This window comes from Actinoplanes xinjiangensis (genome assembly GCF_003148685.1).
Classification (GTDB): domain Bacteria; phylum Actinomycetota; class Actinomycetes; order Mycobacteriales; family Micromonosporaceae; genus Actinoplanes; species Actinoplanes xinjiangensis.
The window spans coordinates 97,117-111,801 of sequence record NZ_QGGR01000007.1 but is presented as its reverse complement, the minus strand read 5'-3'; the positions used below and the strand labels follow the sequence as shown (position 1 = coordinate 111,801).

General features: G+C 72.0%; 15 protein-coding genes. 7 read left to right on the top strand and 8 right to left on the bottom strand.

Annotation, left to right across the window (positions count from 1 at the left end):
• Positions 1-37: 37 nt before the first annotated feature.
• Positions 38-1,069 (bottom strand): LacI family DNA-binding transcriptional regulator, encoded by a 1,032-nt coding sequence (locus tag BC793_RS17470; RefSeq protein ID WP_109593605.1) that lies wholly within the window; start codon positions 1,067-1,069, stop codon positions 38-40.
• Between the two features lie 107 nt (positions 1,070-1,176).
• Here BC793_RS17470 and BC793_RS17465 point away from each other — a divergent pair, with 107 nt between their 5' ends.
• The 3 genes from BC793_RS17465 (at position 1,177) to BC793_RS17450 (ending at position 3,761) form a co-directional block, all read left to right on the top strand.
• Complete coding sequence (locus BC793_RS17465) at positions 1,177-2,205, top strand: LacI family DNA-binding transcriptional regulator (RefSeq protein ID WP_203896271.1); 1,029 nt, start codon at positions 1,177-1,179, stop codon at positions 2,203-2,205.
• 242 nt (positions 2,206-2,447) lie between these two features.
• Positions 2,448-2,942, top strand: a complete 495-nt coding sequence (locus BC793_RS17460; protein ID WP_158319287.1) for an RICIN domain-containing protein — start codon at positions 2,448-2,450, stop codon at positions 2,940-2,942.
• Between the two features lie 282 nt (positions 2,943-3,224).
• Positions 3,225-3,761, top strand: a complete 537-nt coding sequence (locus tag BC793_RS17450; RefSeq protein ID WP_109593603.1) for a MarR family transcriptional regulator — start codon at positions 3,225-3,227, stop codon at positions 3,759-3,761.
• Here BC793_RS17450 and BC793_RS17445 read toward each other — a convergent pair.
• A complete protein-coding gene (locus tag BC793_RS17445) occupies positions 3,685-4,752 on the bottom strand; it encodes an alkene reductase (protein ID WP_109593602.1) in 1,068 nt (355 codons plus the stop codon). The two genes, BC793_RS17450 and BC793_RS17445, sit on opposite strands and share 77 nt — an antisense overlap.
• 100 nt (positions 4,753-4,852) lie before the next feature.
• On the opposite strand from BC793_RS17445, the gene BC793_RS17440 reads away from it, so the two are divergent.
• Positions 4,853-5,305, top strand: a complete 453-nt coding sequence (locus BC793_RS17440; RefSeq protein ID WP_158319286.1) for a MarR family winged helix-turn-helix transcriptional regulator — start codon at positions 4,853-4,855, stop codon at positions 5,303-5,305.
• Here the strand turns inward: BC793_RS17440 and BC793_RS17435 are convergent.
• The 3 genes from BC793_RS17435 to BC793_RS17425 all read right to left on the bottom strand — a co-directional run bounded on the left by BC793_RS17435 (position 5,241) and on the right by BC793_RS17425 (position 8,414).
• Complete coding sequence (locus BC793_RS17435) at positions 5,241-5,858, bottom strand: DivIVA domain-containing protein (protein ID WP_109593600.1); 618 nt, start codon at positions 5,856-5,858, stop codon at positions 5,241-5,243. The two genes, BC793_RS17440 and BC793_RS17435, sit on opposite strands and share 65 nt — an antisense overlap.
• Positions 5,859-6,033: 175 nt before the next feature.
• Positions 6,034-7,596, bottom strand: a complete 1,563-nt coding sequence (locus BC793_RS17430; RefSeq protein WP_109593991.1) for a methyl-accepting chemotaxis protein — start codon at positions 7,594-7,596, stop codon at positions 6,034-6,036.
• A gap of 140 nt (positions 7,597-7,736) precedes the next feature.
• On the bottom strand, positions 7,737-8,414 hold the full coding sequence (locus tag BC793_RS17425; protein WP_109593599.1) for an NUDIX hydrolase: 678 nt from the start codon (positions 8,412-8,414) through the stop codon (positions 7,737-7,739).
• Positions 8,415-8,474: 60 nt separating this feature from the next.
• Between BC793_RS17425 and BC793_RS17420 the strand changes: the two genes are divergently transcribed.
• Positions 8,475-9,533, top strand: a complete 1,059-nt coding sequence (locus BC793_RS17420; protein WP_109593989.1) for an SPFH domain-containing protein — start codon at positions 8,475-8,477, stop codon at positions 9,531-9,533.
• Positions 9,530-10,414, top strand: coding sequence for an NAD(+)/NADH kinase (locus tag BC793_RS17415; RefSeq protein ID WP_109593598.1), 885 nt, complete (start codon positions 9,530-9,532; stop codon positions 10,412-10,414). The genes BC793_RS17420 and BC793_RS17415 overlap by 4 nt, the downstream gene beginning before the upstream one ends.
• A 16-nt stretch (positions 10,415-10,430) precedes the next feature.
• Here the strand turns inward: BC793_RS17415 and BC793_RS17410 are convergent, their stop codons facing one another.
• The 3 genes from BC793_RS17410 to BC793_RS17400 all read right to left on the bottom strand — a co-directional run bounded on the left by BC793_RS17410 (position 10,431) and on the right by BC793_RS17400 (position 12,604).
• A complete protein-coding gene (locus BC793_RS17410) occupies positions 10,431-11,117 on the bottom strand; it encodes a hypothetical protein (protein WP_109593597.1) in 687 nt (228 codons plus the stop codon).
• Positions 11,118-11,234: 117 nt separating this feature from the next.
• The gene (locus tag BC793_RS17405; RefSeq protein ID WP_109593596.1) at positions 11,235-12,161 is read right to left on the bottom strand and encodes an ATP-binding protein; all 927 of its coding nucleotides are present in this window, start codon (positions 12,159-12,161) and stop codon (positions 11,235-11,237) included.
• A 155-nt stretch (positions 12,162-12,316) separates the two neighbouring features.
• Positions 12,317-12,604, bottom strand: coding sequence for a tetratricopeptide repeat protein (locus BC793_RS17400; RefSeq protein WP_275416195.1), 288 nt, complete (start codon positions 12,602-12,604; stop codon positions 12,317-12,319).
• A gap of 457 nt (positions 12,605-13,061) precedes the next feature.
• Between BC793_RS17400 and BC793_RS17395 the strand changes: the two genes are divergently transcribed.
• Complete coding sequence (locus BC793_RS17395; protein WP_109593594.1) at positions 13,062-14,597, top strand: UxaA family hydrolase; 1,536 nt, start codon at positions 13,062-13,064, stop codon at positions 14,595-14,597.
• Positions 14,598-14,685 lie beyond the last annotated feature (88 nt).

The window sequence follows — 14,685 nt, the reverse complement described above, 5'->3', positions numbered from 1 at the left end:
TGTTTCGGGTCGATGAATTCACCCAGCAGGAAAGCGCTTACCCCGAGGTGCTGCCACGGACCGTGAGCGTGCCCCGGAAGGTCTCCCGGGCCGGCTCGGCGGGACGCTCCCGCATCGCCATCTCGATCGCACGGACGCCGATGTCGGTGAACGGCAACGCGATCGTGGTCAGTCCCGGCATCAGGTCACGGGCCAGCGGCACGTCGTCGAACCCGGTCACCGACACCTGGCCGGGCACGTCGATCCCGGCCGCCCGGCAGGCGGACAGCACCCCGATCGCCACCGTGTCGTTGATCGCCACGAGCACGTCCGTACCGCCCAGGCCCTCGCGGATCAGCTGGGCCGTCGCGTCGAACCCGCCCTGCCGGCTGACCTCGCAGTTCACGATCCGGATGTCCTGCACGTCGGCGCCCGCGGCGAGCAGGCCCTCCACGTAGCCTGAGGTGCGCGCGGCGGCGTACGCCCGCTCCCGCGTCCCGGCCAGGATGATCACCCGCCGGTGCCCGGTCCGGGCGAGGTGCTCGCCCATCAGCCGGGCCGAGCCGCGGTCGTCGACGGCGATCGCGTCGAACGGCAGGTGCACGCTGCCGCTGCCGTAGAGGATCACCCGGCCGCCGTTGCGCTCGAAGGCCAGCAGCTCGTCGAGCACCCGCGTCTCCGCCGGATCCTGGCTGATCCGGGTGCTGGTCAGCACCAGCGCCCGCGGGCGGAACCCGGCCAGGTTGCGGATGGTCGCGGCCTGCAACTCGGGCAGACCCCGGGTGGACGAGACGGTCACGAACGCGTCGACCGTGCGGGCCCGGCGCTCCATCGCGGCCACCACCGCCGCCACCGCGGGGGTGGCCAGGTCGTCGGCGATCAGGGCGATCGCGTCACTGCCCCGGTTCATCGCCCGGGCCGAGGCGTCCACCGTGTAACGCAGCCGGGTGGCCGCCTCCAGAACCTTGCGGGCGTTCTCCGGGGCGACCGACCGGCCGCCGCCGAGGGCCCGCGACGCCGTCGCCAACGAGACCCCCGCCTCCGCGGCGACGTCACGAAGCGTGACGGTATCCCTGGCGCGGTGCGGCAATCCGGGCGTCCTCTCCGACTGCGACGGGCACGCCGCGTGAGGGGTTCGTGAGCCGAAAGGATAACGCGGGCGACGGAAACCGTATCCCGTCGTGCCAGAATCACGGCGTGACCGACCAGAAGCGGACGGCGGCCGTGACGCTGCACGACGTGGCCCGGGAGGCCGGGGTCTCCTACGCGACCGCGTCCCGGGCGCTCAACGGCAGCGACCGCAGCGTGCGCGCGGAGAACGTGGCCCGGGTGCGGGCCGCCGCGGCAAGGCTCGGCTACATGCCGCACGTGTCGGCGCAGGCCATCGCGCGCGGCTCCAGCAACACGGTCGCGCTGGTCGTCGGCGCGGTCGACGATCCCTACTTCGCCTCGATCGCGGACGGTGTCGCCGAGGGCGCGGCCACAGCCGGCCTCACCCTGACCGCGGCGGTCACCGACCGCTCCCCCGACATGGGCCTGCATATCGTACGAACCCTGCGCGGCCGCCGCCCGCGGGTGATCCTGATCGCCGGCAGCCGGGTCGACGACGACGGGGTCTACGCCGCCCTGGCCGAGGAACTGGACCAGTACCGGCGGGCCGGCGGCCGGGTGGCGCTGCTGAGCCGCAACGACCTGGACTTCCCGACCCTGACCGTGGATCACCACGGTGGCGCGTTCCGCCTGGCGCAGGCACTCGCCGGGCTCGGCTACCGGCGGTTCGCGCTGCTGCACGGCGACGACCGGATCCGGATGTCGCACGACCGCGGCCGTGGTTTCACCGACGGGCTGCGCCAGGCCGGCATCCTTCTCGACGATCGCCACGTGATCGCCACCGACCTTCACCGCGACGGTGGCCACCGGGCCGCCGCCGCCCTGCTCAGTGGAGGTGCCCGCGATCTGGAGGCGATCTTCGCGGTGAACGACGTGATGGCGATCGGCGCGATGACCGCGATCCGGGAGGCGGGCTTGCGGCCGGGCCGCGACGTGGCGGTCGCCGGGTTCGACGACATCGACGCGGCCCGCGACGTCACCCCGACGCTGACCTCGGTCCGGGTGCCGCTGCGCGATCTGGGCCGGCGGGCGGTGGAGCTGGCCCTGACCGGCGAGCCCGGTGCCGTCGACGTGCCGGTCGAGGTGGTGTTGCGGGACAGCACTCCGCCCCGCTGATCAGCGCACGGCTACAACCGTGAAACGCTTCAGGCAGGCTCGGTCGCTCGATTCATTTGCGTTCGCCTATGTGCTTCCTGTCTGATAAGGCCCGCTTGCAGGGAAAATGGTCGACAGCGGTACAGGGAACCACAGCGACCGCGCGACCGCGCCGTAGGGAAACCGTATTCCGCTCCACCGCTTGCGGACGGCGGTTCCCAGGAAACACCAACATCACCCGGTCCGTCGCTGAGCATGAAGCCGTGCGTAAACACCTACTCGCCCGTGCCGTCGTGGCCTCAGGGCTTCTCACCAGCGCCTTCTGGGCCACACCCGCCCGGGCCGGCACCGACTTCGATATGATCATCAACCAGCAGTCGCGGAAGTGCCTGACCGACGCGGGCGGGCCCGACCACCGGGCCACCCAGGCCACCTGCGACCCGCGTGACCGCCGGCAACAGTGGGACTTCGACGGCGAACACGAGGACCAGCGATTCGTCAACGCGGCCACGAAACGGTGCCTGACCGTGTTCGGCGACACGGACGGCCAGCCCGTGCACGTCGCCGCGTGCAACCTGACCGGCGTGTCCAACCACTGGACCTGGGTCTGGACCGACGAGGAGGAGGACGTGTTCGAATTGCAGCCGATCGACGTCCGCGGCTTCTGCCTCGACCTGGGCGCGGGTGACGCCATCGGACTGTGGAAGTGCAAGGACGAGGGGGCCGCGAACCAGCGCTGGGACTTCCAGTCGGTCTGATTCCTTGACGCCTTGAAGGTCCGACTGATCACCCGTCGGCACGGAGGCGGTCACCGCGGGTCTACACCGAAGGGTGTGCGGGCCTCCTGGCGGCGTGCGCGTCGGCGAAGGCCCAAATGGTCCCGATGAGCGCGTCGGGGGTCTCGACCTGGGGCAGGTGCCCGGCTCCGGCAAGCATCGTGAACTCCGCGCCGGGGATCGCGGCGGCGAAGGCCCGGCCGAAGTCGGGGTCGCCGATCCGGGGTCGGCCCAGGCGGTGACGGTGAGCGGGCCTCCGCCACCGTGCAGCAGCAGGACGGGGTGGCCCTGCCCGCGCTCGGCGACGGTGAGTTCGAGGGACTGTCGCTGGTGCAGTGGGACACCTTGCGCCACCTGCACGCCAACCCCGGCGCCTCGCTGCACCGACTGGCCGAGCTGACCTTCCAGACCGGCCAGTCCATGGGTGAACTCGCCAAGCGGATGGTCGACCGCGGGCTCCTCGAACGAGTCGAGGGAGCGGGCCGCAAAGTCCAGCACGAGCTCACCGCGACCGGCGAGGAACTCCGGAAAGCCGGCGGCGAGGCGGTCGACGGCGTCCCACCGAGTCCCTCGGGCGGCTCGACGCCGACGAGCGGGAGGTCCTCTACAGACTGCTGCTCAAAGCGGCCGCACCGCTCGACTCAGGCGGCTCGGGAGCCTAGGTCCGGCCAAGAGACCGGTGCGGCCGCCGGGTTGTCGCCGGCGACCGCCGCGGGCGCCGGCCTCAGGCGGCCAGGGTCGGATAGTCGGTGTAGCCGCGGTGGTCGCCGCCGAAGGCCGCGGCGAAGTCCGGGGTGTTGAACGGGCCGCCGGCGGCCAGGCGGGCCGGCAGGTCCGGGTTGGCCAGGAAGAGCGCACCGTAGGAGACCAGGTCGGTGGTGCCGTCCTCGATCAGGGCGAGCGCGTCCGGGCCGGTCGGCTGCGGGTGGGTGGCCGGGTTGAGGATGAAGGTGCCCGGCCAGGCGGCGCGCAGCTTCCTGGTGAGCTCCCGGTCGCCCTCGACCAGGTGCAGATAGGCCAGGCCGAGCGGGGCCAGTGCCGCGACCAGGGCCGGGTAGACCTCCTCGGCGCTGGTCTCGGTGATGTCGTTGTACGGGTTCGCCGGGGAGAGCCGGATGCCGGTGCGCTCCGCGCCGATCGCCGCGGCGATCGCGGTGGCCACCTCGACGGCGAACCGGATCCGGCCGTCGACCGAGCCGCCCCAGGCGTCGGTGCGCCGGTTGACGTTGTCGGACAGGAACTGGTGGACCAGGTAGCCGTTGGCCCCGTGGATCTCGACACCGTCGAAGCCGGCGGCGATCGCGTTCCGGGCGGCGGCGGCGAAGTCGGCGACGGTGGCCCGGATCTCCTCGTCGGTGAGTTCCTTGGGCTCGACGAGGTCCTGCATCCCGTCGTGGGTGTGCACCTGCCCGGCCGCCTTGACGCTGGACGGCGCGACCGGGATCAGGCCGTCCGGCAGCAGGCTGGGGTGGCCGATCCGGCCACTGTGCATCAGCTGGGCGAAGATCACGCCGCCTTCAGCGTGCACGGCGTCGGTGACCTTGCGCCAGGCCTCGACCTGCTCGGCGGAGTGCAGGCCGGGCGTGTTGGTGTAGCCCTGGCCGACGACGCACGGCTGCACACCCTCGGTGACGATCAGGCCGGCCGAGGCGCGCTGGGCGTAGTAGGTCGCCGTCAGCTCGGTGGGACTGTTGCCCGCACCGTACGCGCGGCTGCGGGTCATCGGCGCCATCACGATGCGGTTGGCCAGCTTGATGCCGGCCAGGTCGTACGAGTCGAAGGCGTCAGCCATCAGAAATGCCCCTCCATGGAGTTCGCGGCACGAAACGTAAGTTCGCGACACGAACTAAACTAGTTCGCGGCACGAACTTATGCAAGGTAGGATGACGTCCATGACAGAGGGCCCGGGATTCGGCAACACCCTGGTGTGCCTGTCCGTGCTGATCCAGCGGCGCTACCTGCAGATCTGCGCCGACCACGACCTGACCACCGCCCAGGCGCAGCTGCTGTGCCTGGTCAAGGACCAGCCGCGCGGCATGTCCGAGCTGGGCCACCTGCTGAGCCTGGCCAAACCCGGCATGAGCGGCCTGGTCGATCGCACCGAGCGGCGCGGCCTGGTCCGGCGGGGAGCCTCCGAGCACGACCGGCGCGCCTGCACCGTCTCCAGCACCCCGCTGGGCAAGGAGATCGGTGACGCGCTCTACGCCGACGTGGCCGCCCGGCTGCCCGGCATCGTCGACCACCTGTCACCCGCCGACCGGCAGCTCTTTCAGGAGCTGGTCACCGCGGTGACCGGCGAGACGGTTTCGGGTCCATGCCGCGGAGACGATGCTCCAGCTCGGTGATCAGCGCGGCCCGGAGCTCACGGGCCTCCTGGCACAGGGAGTCGATCCTGGCCAGGGCCTCGCTGCGCCGGGTGACCAGGCCGGAGATCCGCTCGGCGTGCGCGTGCCGGGCGTCGGCCACCACCGTCGACGCCCGCAGTTCGGCGTCGCTGGTGAGGCGGGCGGCCTCGGTGGAGGCCTTGCGCAGCAGTTCCTCCGCCACCCCGCGGGCCTCGGTCATGTGCTGCTCGGCGGTCTGCTCGGCGAGTTCCAGCAGACGAGGCGCCTCACCGGGCGTCGACGGCGTCCGGGCCCTGGCCTTCTCCAGCTCCGCCCGCAGCATCTCGACGCGCTCCAGCGCCCGGTCCCGGTCCTGCTCCAGACTGCGCAGGTGTTCGGCCGGGTCGGCCTGTCGCAACTGTTCGGCCAGTGCCTGGTTCTCCGCCTCCAGCCGGTGCATCTCACCGGCCGCCTCGACCACGAAGGCGTCGACCTCCGCGTCGTGGTAACCGTGCCCGCCCTCGGGCGGCTCCCGGAACGCGATGCTGCCGACCTGCGCTGCGGTGAGAGACATCGCGTTACCTACTACCTTCCCGGGCGGCTCGGACGGGCGGACCGTGCACGTTCCCATCGCACCTGGGGAGCCGGCAGACGGGCCTGGTGAAGTGCGGTCCGATCGACGTCAGGAAGTAGACGCGAACGCCCGTTCAATGTCAACATCGCGCTACGGGCGCGACGGCCGACAGTAATCAGGCGAGCCGGAACGAACTCACCAGGGCCCTGAGCTCCTCCGCCGTCCGGGCCACCTCGGAACTCGCCAGGTTCGTCTGGCTCGTGCCGGCCACCGAGATCGAACTGGCCTGCGCCACCTCGGCGATGCTGACCGCGATCCGGCCACTGCCCGCCGCCACCTCGCTGATGCTCCGGCTCATCTCCGCCGTCGTCGCGGTCTGCTCCTCGACCGCGCTCGCGATCGTCGTCTGGTAGTCGTTGATCTTCGCGATGACCTCGCTGATCCGGCTGATCACCTCGACCACGCCGCCGGTCTCCTGCTGGATCGCCGCGACCCGGCTGCTGATGTCCTCGGTCGCCCGGGCGGTCTCCTGGGCCAGGTCCTTGACCTCGCTGGCCACCACCGCGAAGCCCTTGCCCATCTCACCGGCGCGGGCCGCCTCGATCGTGGCGTTCAGGGCCAGCAGGTTCGTCTGCTCGGCGATCTGGGTGATCAGCTTGACCACGTTGCCGATCTCCACCGACGACGCGCCCAGTTGCTCGATCTGCTTCGTGGCCAGCGCCGCCTCGGACACCGCCTCCCCGGCGATCTGCGCGGCCCGGTTGGTGTTCTCCGAGATCTCCCGGATCGAGACGCCCATCTCCTCGCTGCCCGCGGCGACCGTCTGCACGTTGCGGGAGATCTCCTCCGCCTCGGTCGACGCCGTCGAGGTCTGCCGGCCGGTCTGGTCGGCCGCGCCGGCGATCTCCTGGCTCGTGGCGGCCAGTTCGGTGGCGGCGCCGGCCAGCGTCCCGGCGTTCTCCGCGATCCGCTGCATCGTCGCGTTGATGCTGTCCACCGCCGCGTCCAGCTCCGCCGCCATCACACCCAGCTCGTCCTTGGCCACGATCCCGGTCCGCTGGGTCAGGTCACCCTGCGCGAGGGAACCGACCACCGAGGCGACCCGCCGTACCGGGCCCAGGATCGACCGGACCAGCGGCACCGACAGCGCCACCAGCATCACCAGGCCGGCCGCGGCGACCGCGAGCATCCACCACATCGCCGAGCTCTTGGTCGACTCCATCTCGGCCTGCCGCTCCAGGATCTGGGCGTCCAGGGTCTCGTGGATCGCGCCGATCGCGTCGTCCACGACCCCGTTCTGCTCGGCGATCGATTCGTACTCCTCCGCCGTCACGCTGCGCGGATCCTTGGCCGCGGCGGCCACGAAGTCGGTGACGAAGACGTTGAACGCCTCGACCTTGCTGCCCAGCGCATCGATCGCGTCGCTGATCGCGCCGATCTCCTGGGCACTCGCCGCCGCCAGAGCCTCGTTCGCCGACACCACGTCGTCGGCCGCGTCCCCGATCACGTCGTCACCGTGCGTCGACCGGTAGGCGTCCACCTTCAGTTCCGCCTCGCGGGTGTCCAGGTGGTTGAGCGCGGCCTTGGTGACCGTGAAGCTGTTGAGGCCCTCCTGCTTGTCGCTCAGCTCCTCCTGGGACCAGAGGCCGATGCCGGTCAGCGCACCGGCGACGAGCACACCGGTCACCACGATCGACGACAGCCGCTGGGCGACACTGAGATCCGCGAGACGAGGCATGAACACTTCCCGGGCAGGTGGAATCGGGCCTTCACTACCCGCATCGGCCCGAAACCGCCCGGACTGAGGGGCAACGTTCATCCCGCCGGCCCCGGCCACCACCCGGGCACCATCGGACCCCGGCCCGACCGGCACGATGATCACCCGGCGGCGGAGCGCAACAGCGGCGGGTGCAGCAGGGTGGCGGGCCCGCGGCGGAAGAGCTGTGCCGGCCGGCCGCGGTCACGGATCACCGTGCCCCCGGTGGGCTCGACGAAGCCCTCCGCGCCGGTGACCTTGCGATGGAAGTTGCGGGGGTCGAGGCGGGTACGCCACACCGTCTCGTAGACCGCCCGCAGCTCGGCGACGGTGAACTCGGGCGGGCAGAACGCGGTGGCCAGCGGGGTGTACTCCAGCTTGGCCCGGGCGCGTTCGATGCCGTCGGCGAGGATCCGGTCGTGGTCGAAGGCGAGCTCGACGTCGTCGACCGGATGCCAGGAGGCGCTCGCCGCGTCGCTGCCGGCGACCGGTGACGGCAGGTCGGGCAGCAGGGCGAGGTAGGCGACGGTGATCACCCGGCCGCGGGGGTCGCGACCGGGGGCGCCGTAGGTGGCGAGTTGTTCGAGGTGCCCGGCGCGCGGGTCGAGGCCGGTCTCCTCGCGCAGCTCCCGGGCGGCCGCCTCCTCGAGGCTCTCGTCGGCCAGGACGAAACCACCGGGCAGGGCCCATCTGCCGAGGTACGGCTCGATGCCGCGCCGGATGAGGAGGACCTGGAGCGCCCCGTGCCGGATGGTCAGGAGCACCAGGTCCACGGTGACCGACACCACGCTTGTCGTCATGTTGACGATAATACCCACCTCCTTTATCGTCATGGTGACGACAAAATGAAGGGATCCACCATGGCTGACGTGACGCGACGCCTCCACCTGCGGCACCTGCGCGGCGCTCCGACGAGCTGGGTCAGCCACACCGTCAAGGGCCGGCAGAAGCGCTCGGGCACCGGGCTCTCGTTCTGGTACCGGCCGTTGACCGCGGTCCTCTCCGAGGTGCCGGTCGACGACCGGGAGCTGCCACTGCTCTTCCACGCCCGCACCGAGGACTTCGCCGACGTGACCGTGCAGGCGACGGTCACCTACCGGATCAGTGACCCGGCGGCGGCCGCGGGACGCCTCGACTTCTCCATCGACCCGTACCGGGGGCGGTGGCGCGGCCAGCCGCTCGACCAGGTGGCCACGCTCCTGGCCGAGCTGGCCCAGCAGCCGGCCCTGGACCTGCTGGCCCGGGTTCCGCTGGCCGAGGCGCTGACCACCGGTATCGCCGGCATCCGGCAGTCGGTGGCCGACGCGCTGGCGACCGATCCGCGGCTGATCGAGACGGGCGTGTCGGTGGTGAGCGCCCGGGTGGTCGCGATCCGCCCGGAGCCCGATCTGGAGCGGGCCCTCCAGACGCCGACCCGCGAGCAGGTGCAGCAGGACGCCGACAAGGCGACGTACGCCCGCCGCGCCCACGCCGTCCAGCAGGAGCGGCAGATCGCCGAGAACGAGCTGCAGTCCAAGATCGAGCTGGCCCGCCGGCAGCAGGAGCTGGTCGAGCAGCACGGCGCCAACACCCGCCGGGAGGCCGAGCTCGACGCCGAGACACAGCTGGTCGCGGCGAAGGCGGAGGCCGGCCGCAAGGAGGTGGCGAGCATCGCGGCCGCCGAGCGGGCGAAGCGCATCGCGGCGAGCGAGGCCGAGGGCACCCGGGTCCGCGACGAGGCCCGCGCGGCCGGCACCCGGATCGTCGGCCTGGCCGAGGCGGAGGCCGAGGCCGCGCGCCTGGCCGCCTACCAGGACCTGCCGCCGGCCGTCCTCCAGGCGCTGGCGCTCAAGGAACTGGCCGGCAACCTGCCGTCGGTCAACGAGCTCACCATCACCCCGGACGTGCTCACTAAACTGGTCGGGCGGCTCGGGCAATGAGCACCCTCACCCCGAGGATCGTGATCGTGTCGCGGCGCAGCGAGCTCGACGAGCTGCTCGCCCGGCACGGCACGCTCGGCGCCGCGGCGTACTTCCTGCGCCAGCGGGGCCGCGACCTGGACGAGGTGACGGCCCGGCACGAGGCGTTGAAGGCCGCGCTCACCGAGGTGGGTGCGGCCGTCCCGGCCGACTGGCGGCGCGGTCACGTCGAACGCGGCGACCTGCCGCGGTTCCTGTTCGCGCCGGAGGACGTGGTGGTCGCGGTCGGCCAGGACGGCCTGGTGGCGAACGTGGCGAAGTATCTGGACGGCCAGCCGGTGATCGGGGTCGACCCGGAGCCGGGCCGCAATCCGGGGGTGCTGGCCCGGCACCGGGCCGGCGGGGTCGCGGCCCGGCTGCGGGACCCGCGGCAGCACAGCCAGGAACGGACCATGGTGGTGGCACGGCTGGACGACGGCCAGGAGCTGTACGGCCTGAACGAGGTCTACATCGGCCACGCCGGCCACCAGTCGGCCCGCTACGTGCTGACCACCCCCGACGGCGCCCGGGAGCGGCAGTCGTCGTCCGGCCTGATCATCGGCACCGGCACCGGGGCGACCGGCTGGTGCGCGTCGATCGCCCGGGAACGGGCCACCGTACCCGCGCTGCCGGCCCCGGACGACCCGGCGCTGTGCTGGTTCGTCCGGGAGGCGTGGCCCTCCCCCGCGACCGGTGTCACCCGTACGTCCGGGCTGCTCACCGGCGGCGCCGAGCTGGAGCTGACCAGCGAGTCGGAGCGCCTGGTGGTGTTCGCCGACGGCCTGGAGTCGGACGCCCTGGAACTGTCCTGGGGCCAGCGGATCCGGATCGGCGTGGCGGCCAGGAAGCTGCGACTCGGTTAGGCGGGCCGCGACCCGGTCAGGCGAGCAGTGCCTCACGCATCGCCCGGCCGGGGTTGAAGCCGCCGACGATCCGGTTGGCGGCCGGGTCCCACACGTCGACGGTGTTGTTGCGGCGCATCTGGTCCCGGATGCCGGACGGCAGCGGCGGCGCGTCCGGCATCGCGGCCCGCAACTCCCTGGCCGCCGCGATCAGCGCCGAGGCCAGGTTCGCCGCGTCGGCGTCCGGGGCGACACCGCCGTACTCCCAACCGGCCGTGATCAGGTCGAGGATCTCCAGGACGTGGGTCAGGACCGGTTCGGCGGCGGTCACCTTGACCAGTTGCCCGGCCCGGCCGGCGACCACCGCCGCGGCGGCCGCGACATGGACGTACGGATGAAGCGAGAAACCCGGGCCACCGGCCAGCGGTGACCGGAGCCGCGGCCCGGCACCCTGCCAGGTCCATCGGTAGTTGCGGCGATCCGCCTGGAAGCCCTGTCCCGCGGTGGCCGCGAAGGCGGCGTCGGCGAACTCGCGCAGCAGATGCGCCGCGACGACGATCCCGTCGTCGCCGTCGAGAAGCCGGGTGGCCTCCGCGGCCTGGTCGGCGAACCGGCCCGGCACATGGCCACCGAACCGTTGCCGCAGCTCACGATAGATTTCCTGTTGGCGACCGGGGTCCCGCTCGGCCTGTCGCCTACCCGCCCCGAACCGGAACCACCGCATGTCGCCTCGTCTCAGCCGCCAAGAAGATCGCGGCAAATGGTAATGCGTCGCCGATAACGGCACCGCACGGCGTGCACCGCGGCCGGCGACCGAGCGGGGCGCGGCGCGGCGCGGCGGTCACACCAGCTGGGTCGACACGTCGCCGTGCGCGGCCCGTACCCAGCCCTTGCCGGACAGGCGCAGGTGCAGCGTACGCATGAGGGCCGCCCGGTCCTCGGCGGACAGTGACCGGACCGCGGCGTGCTCGGCGACGCGCGTCAGCGCGGAAGCGTCGTCCAGATCCTCCGGCCGTGGCGGCACACCCGCCTGCCGGGCCCGGCGCAGCCCGGTCTGCGCGCCGAGCACCGCGATCGGCGCCACCCCCAGCTCCCGCTCCAGATACTCCAGGTCGGCGGCGTCGGCGACCTTGTTGCCGACGATCGCGACCGCGTCCAGCACACCGGCGGCCGCGGCCAGCTCCCGGTAGCGGCGGGCCACCGAGACCGACTCGGGGGTCGGCTCGGCCACCACCACGATCGTGTCGAACTGGGCGTGCAGCGAGTTGGCGAACGCGTCGGTCCCGGCCACCATGTCGCAGACCACCCAGCCGTCGTCGGCGGGGTCCAGGTGGGACAGCAGGTTCTCCAGGATCGCCAGGTGCCCGTGGTAGCAGCCGGATCCGATGTCCTTGACCTCGTAGGTGCCGACGTGCATGACGTGAGAGCGCTCGTCCAGGGCGGTCGCGTGCCCGGCCAGCACCGGGTCACCGGCGTCCAGCGTCACCAGCCGCGAGCCCGGCCCCGGCGGGGTCGTCGCCACGAAGTGCTCGACCCCGGCGATCCGGGTGTTGTCACCGAGCAGATGGGTGCGCACCCGCCGGGTGTTCTCCGGGTGCGACAGCGCGTCCTCGGCGCGGGCCGTCACCCCCAGCAGCGGCGCGAGGTGCACGTTGACGTCGGCGTCGACGGCGAGGACCCGGTGCCCGGCCGCCCGCAGATGCTGCACGAACAGCGCCGCCAGGGTGCTCTTCCCACTACCGCCCTTGCCAGTGAAAGCGATTTTCATTTGCATGAAGATAAGGGTAAAGGCCTTCATTCGGTACGAGCCACGCCGGGTACCCGGGCTACACCGCGACGCGGGCGGCCGGTCCCGGCCGACAGCGCGACCGCCGGGCTGTATGCGGTGGCCGCGGTCACTTCACCCGCCCCCGCGGGCCATGGTCACCGCAACGACTCCAGGTTGGCGGCCGTGGCCCGGGTCGCCGGATGCTCGTCCCCGAGGACCCGCCGGCGCGCCTCGAGGGCCTCCGACAACAGCCGCACCGCGCCGGCCCGGTCACCCGTGTGCGCGTGATAGAGCGCCAGGTTGCCGATCGACGTCAGCGTGTCCGGATGGTCGTCGCCCAGCACCGCGCGCTGCCGGGCCAGCACCTGCGCACCGAACGGGACGGCCCGGTCCACGGCGCCCACCGCCCAGTACGCCCGCGCCAGCGACCCCGCGGTCCGCAGCGTGCCCGGATGCAGCTCGCCCAGGACCCGCTGCCGCCGCCGTGACCAGCGCGGCCACCGCCACCGTCCCCGTACCGATGATCACCCACCGCCGAGTCCACATCGGTCCATCATCGACGGGACCCCCGGCATCCGCGACGACAAATGGCCTCGGCTGGGTAACGGGGCGTAGATCAACTCCGGCTGGTCTCCACCGCTGTTTCAGCGGCGCTGAAACAGCGGCAGGAACCAGCCAGAACCGACCAGCTGGCTCTCACCGCTGCCTCAGCGGCGCTGAGACAGCGGTGGGAACCAGCCAGAGCGGACCGGCTGGCTTTCAGCGCTGTCTCAGCGGCGCTGAGACAGCGGTGGGAGCCAGCCGGATGTGCCGGGGCGGCGGGACTCGCGGTCTCGACCCGGTGCGGCGGGCGTGTCAGGATGTTATGCAAACGTTCCCACAAAACGTCAAGGAAGCCCCATGCCGCAATCCGACCTGCGCGAAGTGGCACTGCTGCTGCGCGAGCACGACGACGTCGCCGTGGCGACCCGGGACCTCGCCGCCGGGGAGGAGCTGCGGCACGACGGCCGGGAGCTGACCGTGGTGAACCCCGTACCGCGCGGGCACAAGATCGCGTTGCGGGAGCTGGCGGCCGGCACGCCGATCCACAAGTACGGCCAGGTCATCGGCCGGACCACCGTGGACGTGCCGGCCGGTGACCACGTGCACGCGCACAACCTGGGCATGGCCGCGGTCGATCACGAATACGAGTTCGGCACCGCGATCACCGAGATCCCGCGGGCCGAGTACGGGCGCACCTTCCAGGGGTACCGGCGCGCCGACGGCTCGGTCGGCACCCGCAACTTCGTCGGCATCGTCACCTCGGTCAACTGTTCGGCGTCGACGGCCCGGATGATCGCCGACCAGTTCCGCGGCCCCATCATGGACGTCTATCCGAACGTGGACGGGGTGGTCGCGCTCGCCCACGACTCCGGCTGCGGCATGGTGCCGGCCAGCGAGGGCGGGCAGATCCTGCTGCGGACCCTGCGCGGCTACGCGAGTCACCCGAACATCGGCGGGATCCTCGTCCTCGGGCTGGGCTGCGAGATGATCGGCGTCGACACGCTGCTCGCCGGCCTGCCGGACGACTCGGACACCCTCGTGGAGCGGCTCACCATCCAGGACACCGGCGGCGTGCGGGCGACCGTGCGGGCCGGCGCGGACGTGGTCCGTACCCTCCTGGAGCGTCTGAACGAGCGCCGCCGCGAGACCTTCCCCGCCTCGAAACTGGTGGTCGGCCTGAACTGCGGCGGCTCCGACGGCTACTCCGGGATCACCGCCAACCCCGCGCTCGGCCACGCCTCCGACCTGCTCGTGGCGCAGGGCGCGACGACCGTGCTCGCCGAGACACCCGAGGTGTTCGGCGCCGAGCATCTGCTGACCCGGCGGGCGGTCAGCAAGGAGGTGGGCCAGAAGCTGCTGGACCGGATCGCCTGGTGGCACCGGTATGTCGAGGCGGGCGGCGGCACCCTGGACAACAACCCCTCCCCCGGTAACAAGGCCGGCGGGCTCACCACGATCCTGGAGAAGTCGCTCGGCGCCGTCGCGAAGGGCGGTTCGGCACCGTTGACCGCGGTCTACGAGTACGCGGAGAAGATCACCGACGCCGGTTTCACGTTCATGGACACGCCCGGCTACGACCCGGTGTCGGTGACCGGCCTGGTCGCGGGCGGCGCCACGGTCGTCGTCTTCACCACCGGCCGCGGATCGGTCCTCGGCGGCAAACCGGCACCGGTGCTGAAGGTCGCCACCAACTCGGAGACCTATCAGCGGATGCGCGAGGACATGGACATCGACACCGGCGGCATCGTCACCGGTTCCCTCACCATCACCGGGGCCGGCGAGCAGATCTTCGAGGCGATCCTGGCGGTCGCGTCGGGCCGGGTCACCTGCAGCGAGGACCTCGACCTGGGCCGCGACGAGTTCATCCCGTGGCAGCTCGGCGCGGTGACCTGAGCGGTCGCCGGGGCGTTGGTCGACAGTGCCCGGTCACCTGGCCCACCGGCATCAAAGCACCCGATCGCTCCCTGCGACAGCGCCCGTC

Coding starts and splice junctions, on each gene's coding strand:
- BC793_RS17445 (WP_109593602.1), bottom strand. CDS start 4,752: ATGGCTGACGCCTTCGACTCGTACGACCTGGCCGGCATCAAGCTGGCC.
- BC793_RS17440 (WP_158319286.1), top strand. CDS start 4,853: ATGACAGAGGGCCCGGGATTCGGCAACACCCTGGTGTGCCTGTCCGTG.
- BC793_RS17435 (WP_109593600.1), bottom strand. CDS start 5,858: ATGTCTCTCACCGCAGCGCAGGTCGGCAGCATCGCGTTCCGGGAGCCG.
- BC793_RS17430 (WP_109593991.1), bottom strand. CDS start 7,596: ATGCCTCGTCTCGCGGATCTCAGTGTCGCCCAGCGGCTGTCGTCGATC.
- BC793_RS17425 (WP_109593599.1), bottom strand. CDS start 8,414: ATGACGACAAGCGTGGTGTCGGTCACCGTGGACCTGGTGCTCCTGACC.
- BC793_RS17420 (WP_109593989.1), top strand. CDS start 8,475: ATGGCTGACGTGACGCGACGCCTCCACCTGCGGCACCTGCGCGGCGCT.
- BC793_RS17415 (WP_109593598.1), top strand. CDS start 9,530: ATGAGCACCCTCACCCCGAGGATCGTGATCGTGTCGCGGCGCAGCGAG.
- BC793_RS17410 (WP_109593597.1), bottom strand. CDS start 11,117: ATGCGGTGGTTCCGGTTCGGGGCGGGTAGGCGACAGGCCGAGCGGGAC.
- BC793_RS17405 (WP_109593596.1), bottom strand. CDS start 12,161: ATGAAAATCGCTTTCACTGGCAAGGGCGGTAGTGGGAAGAGCACCCTG.
- BC793_RS17395 (WP_109593594.1), top strand. CDS start 13,062: ATGCCGCAATCCGACCTGCGCGAAGTGGCACTGCTGCTGCGCGAGCAC.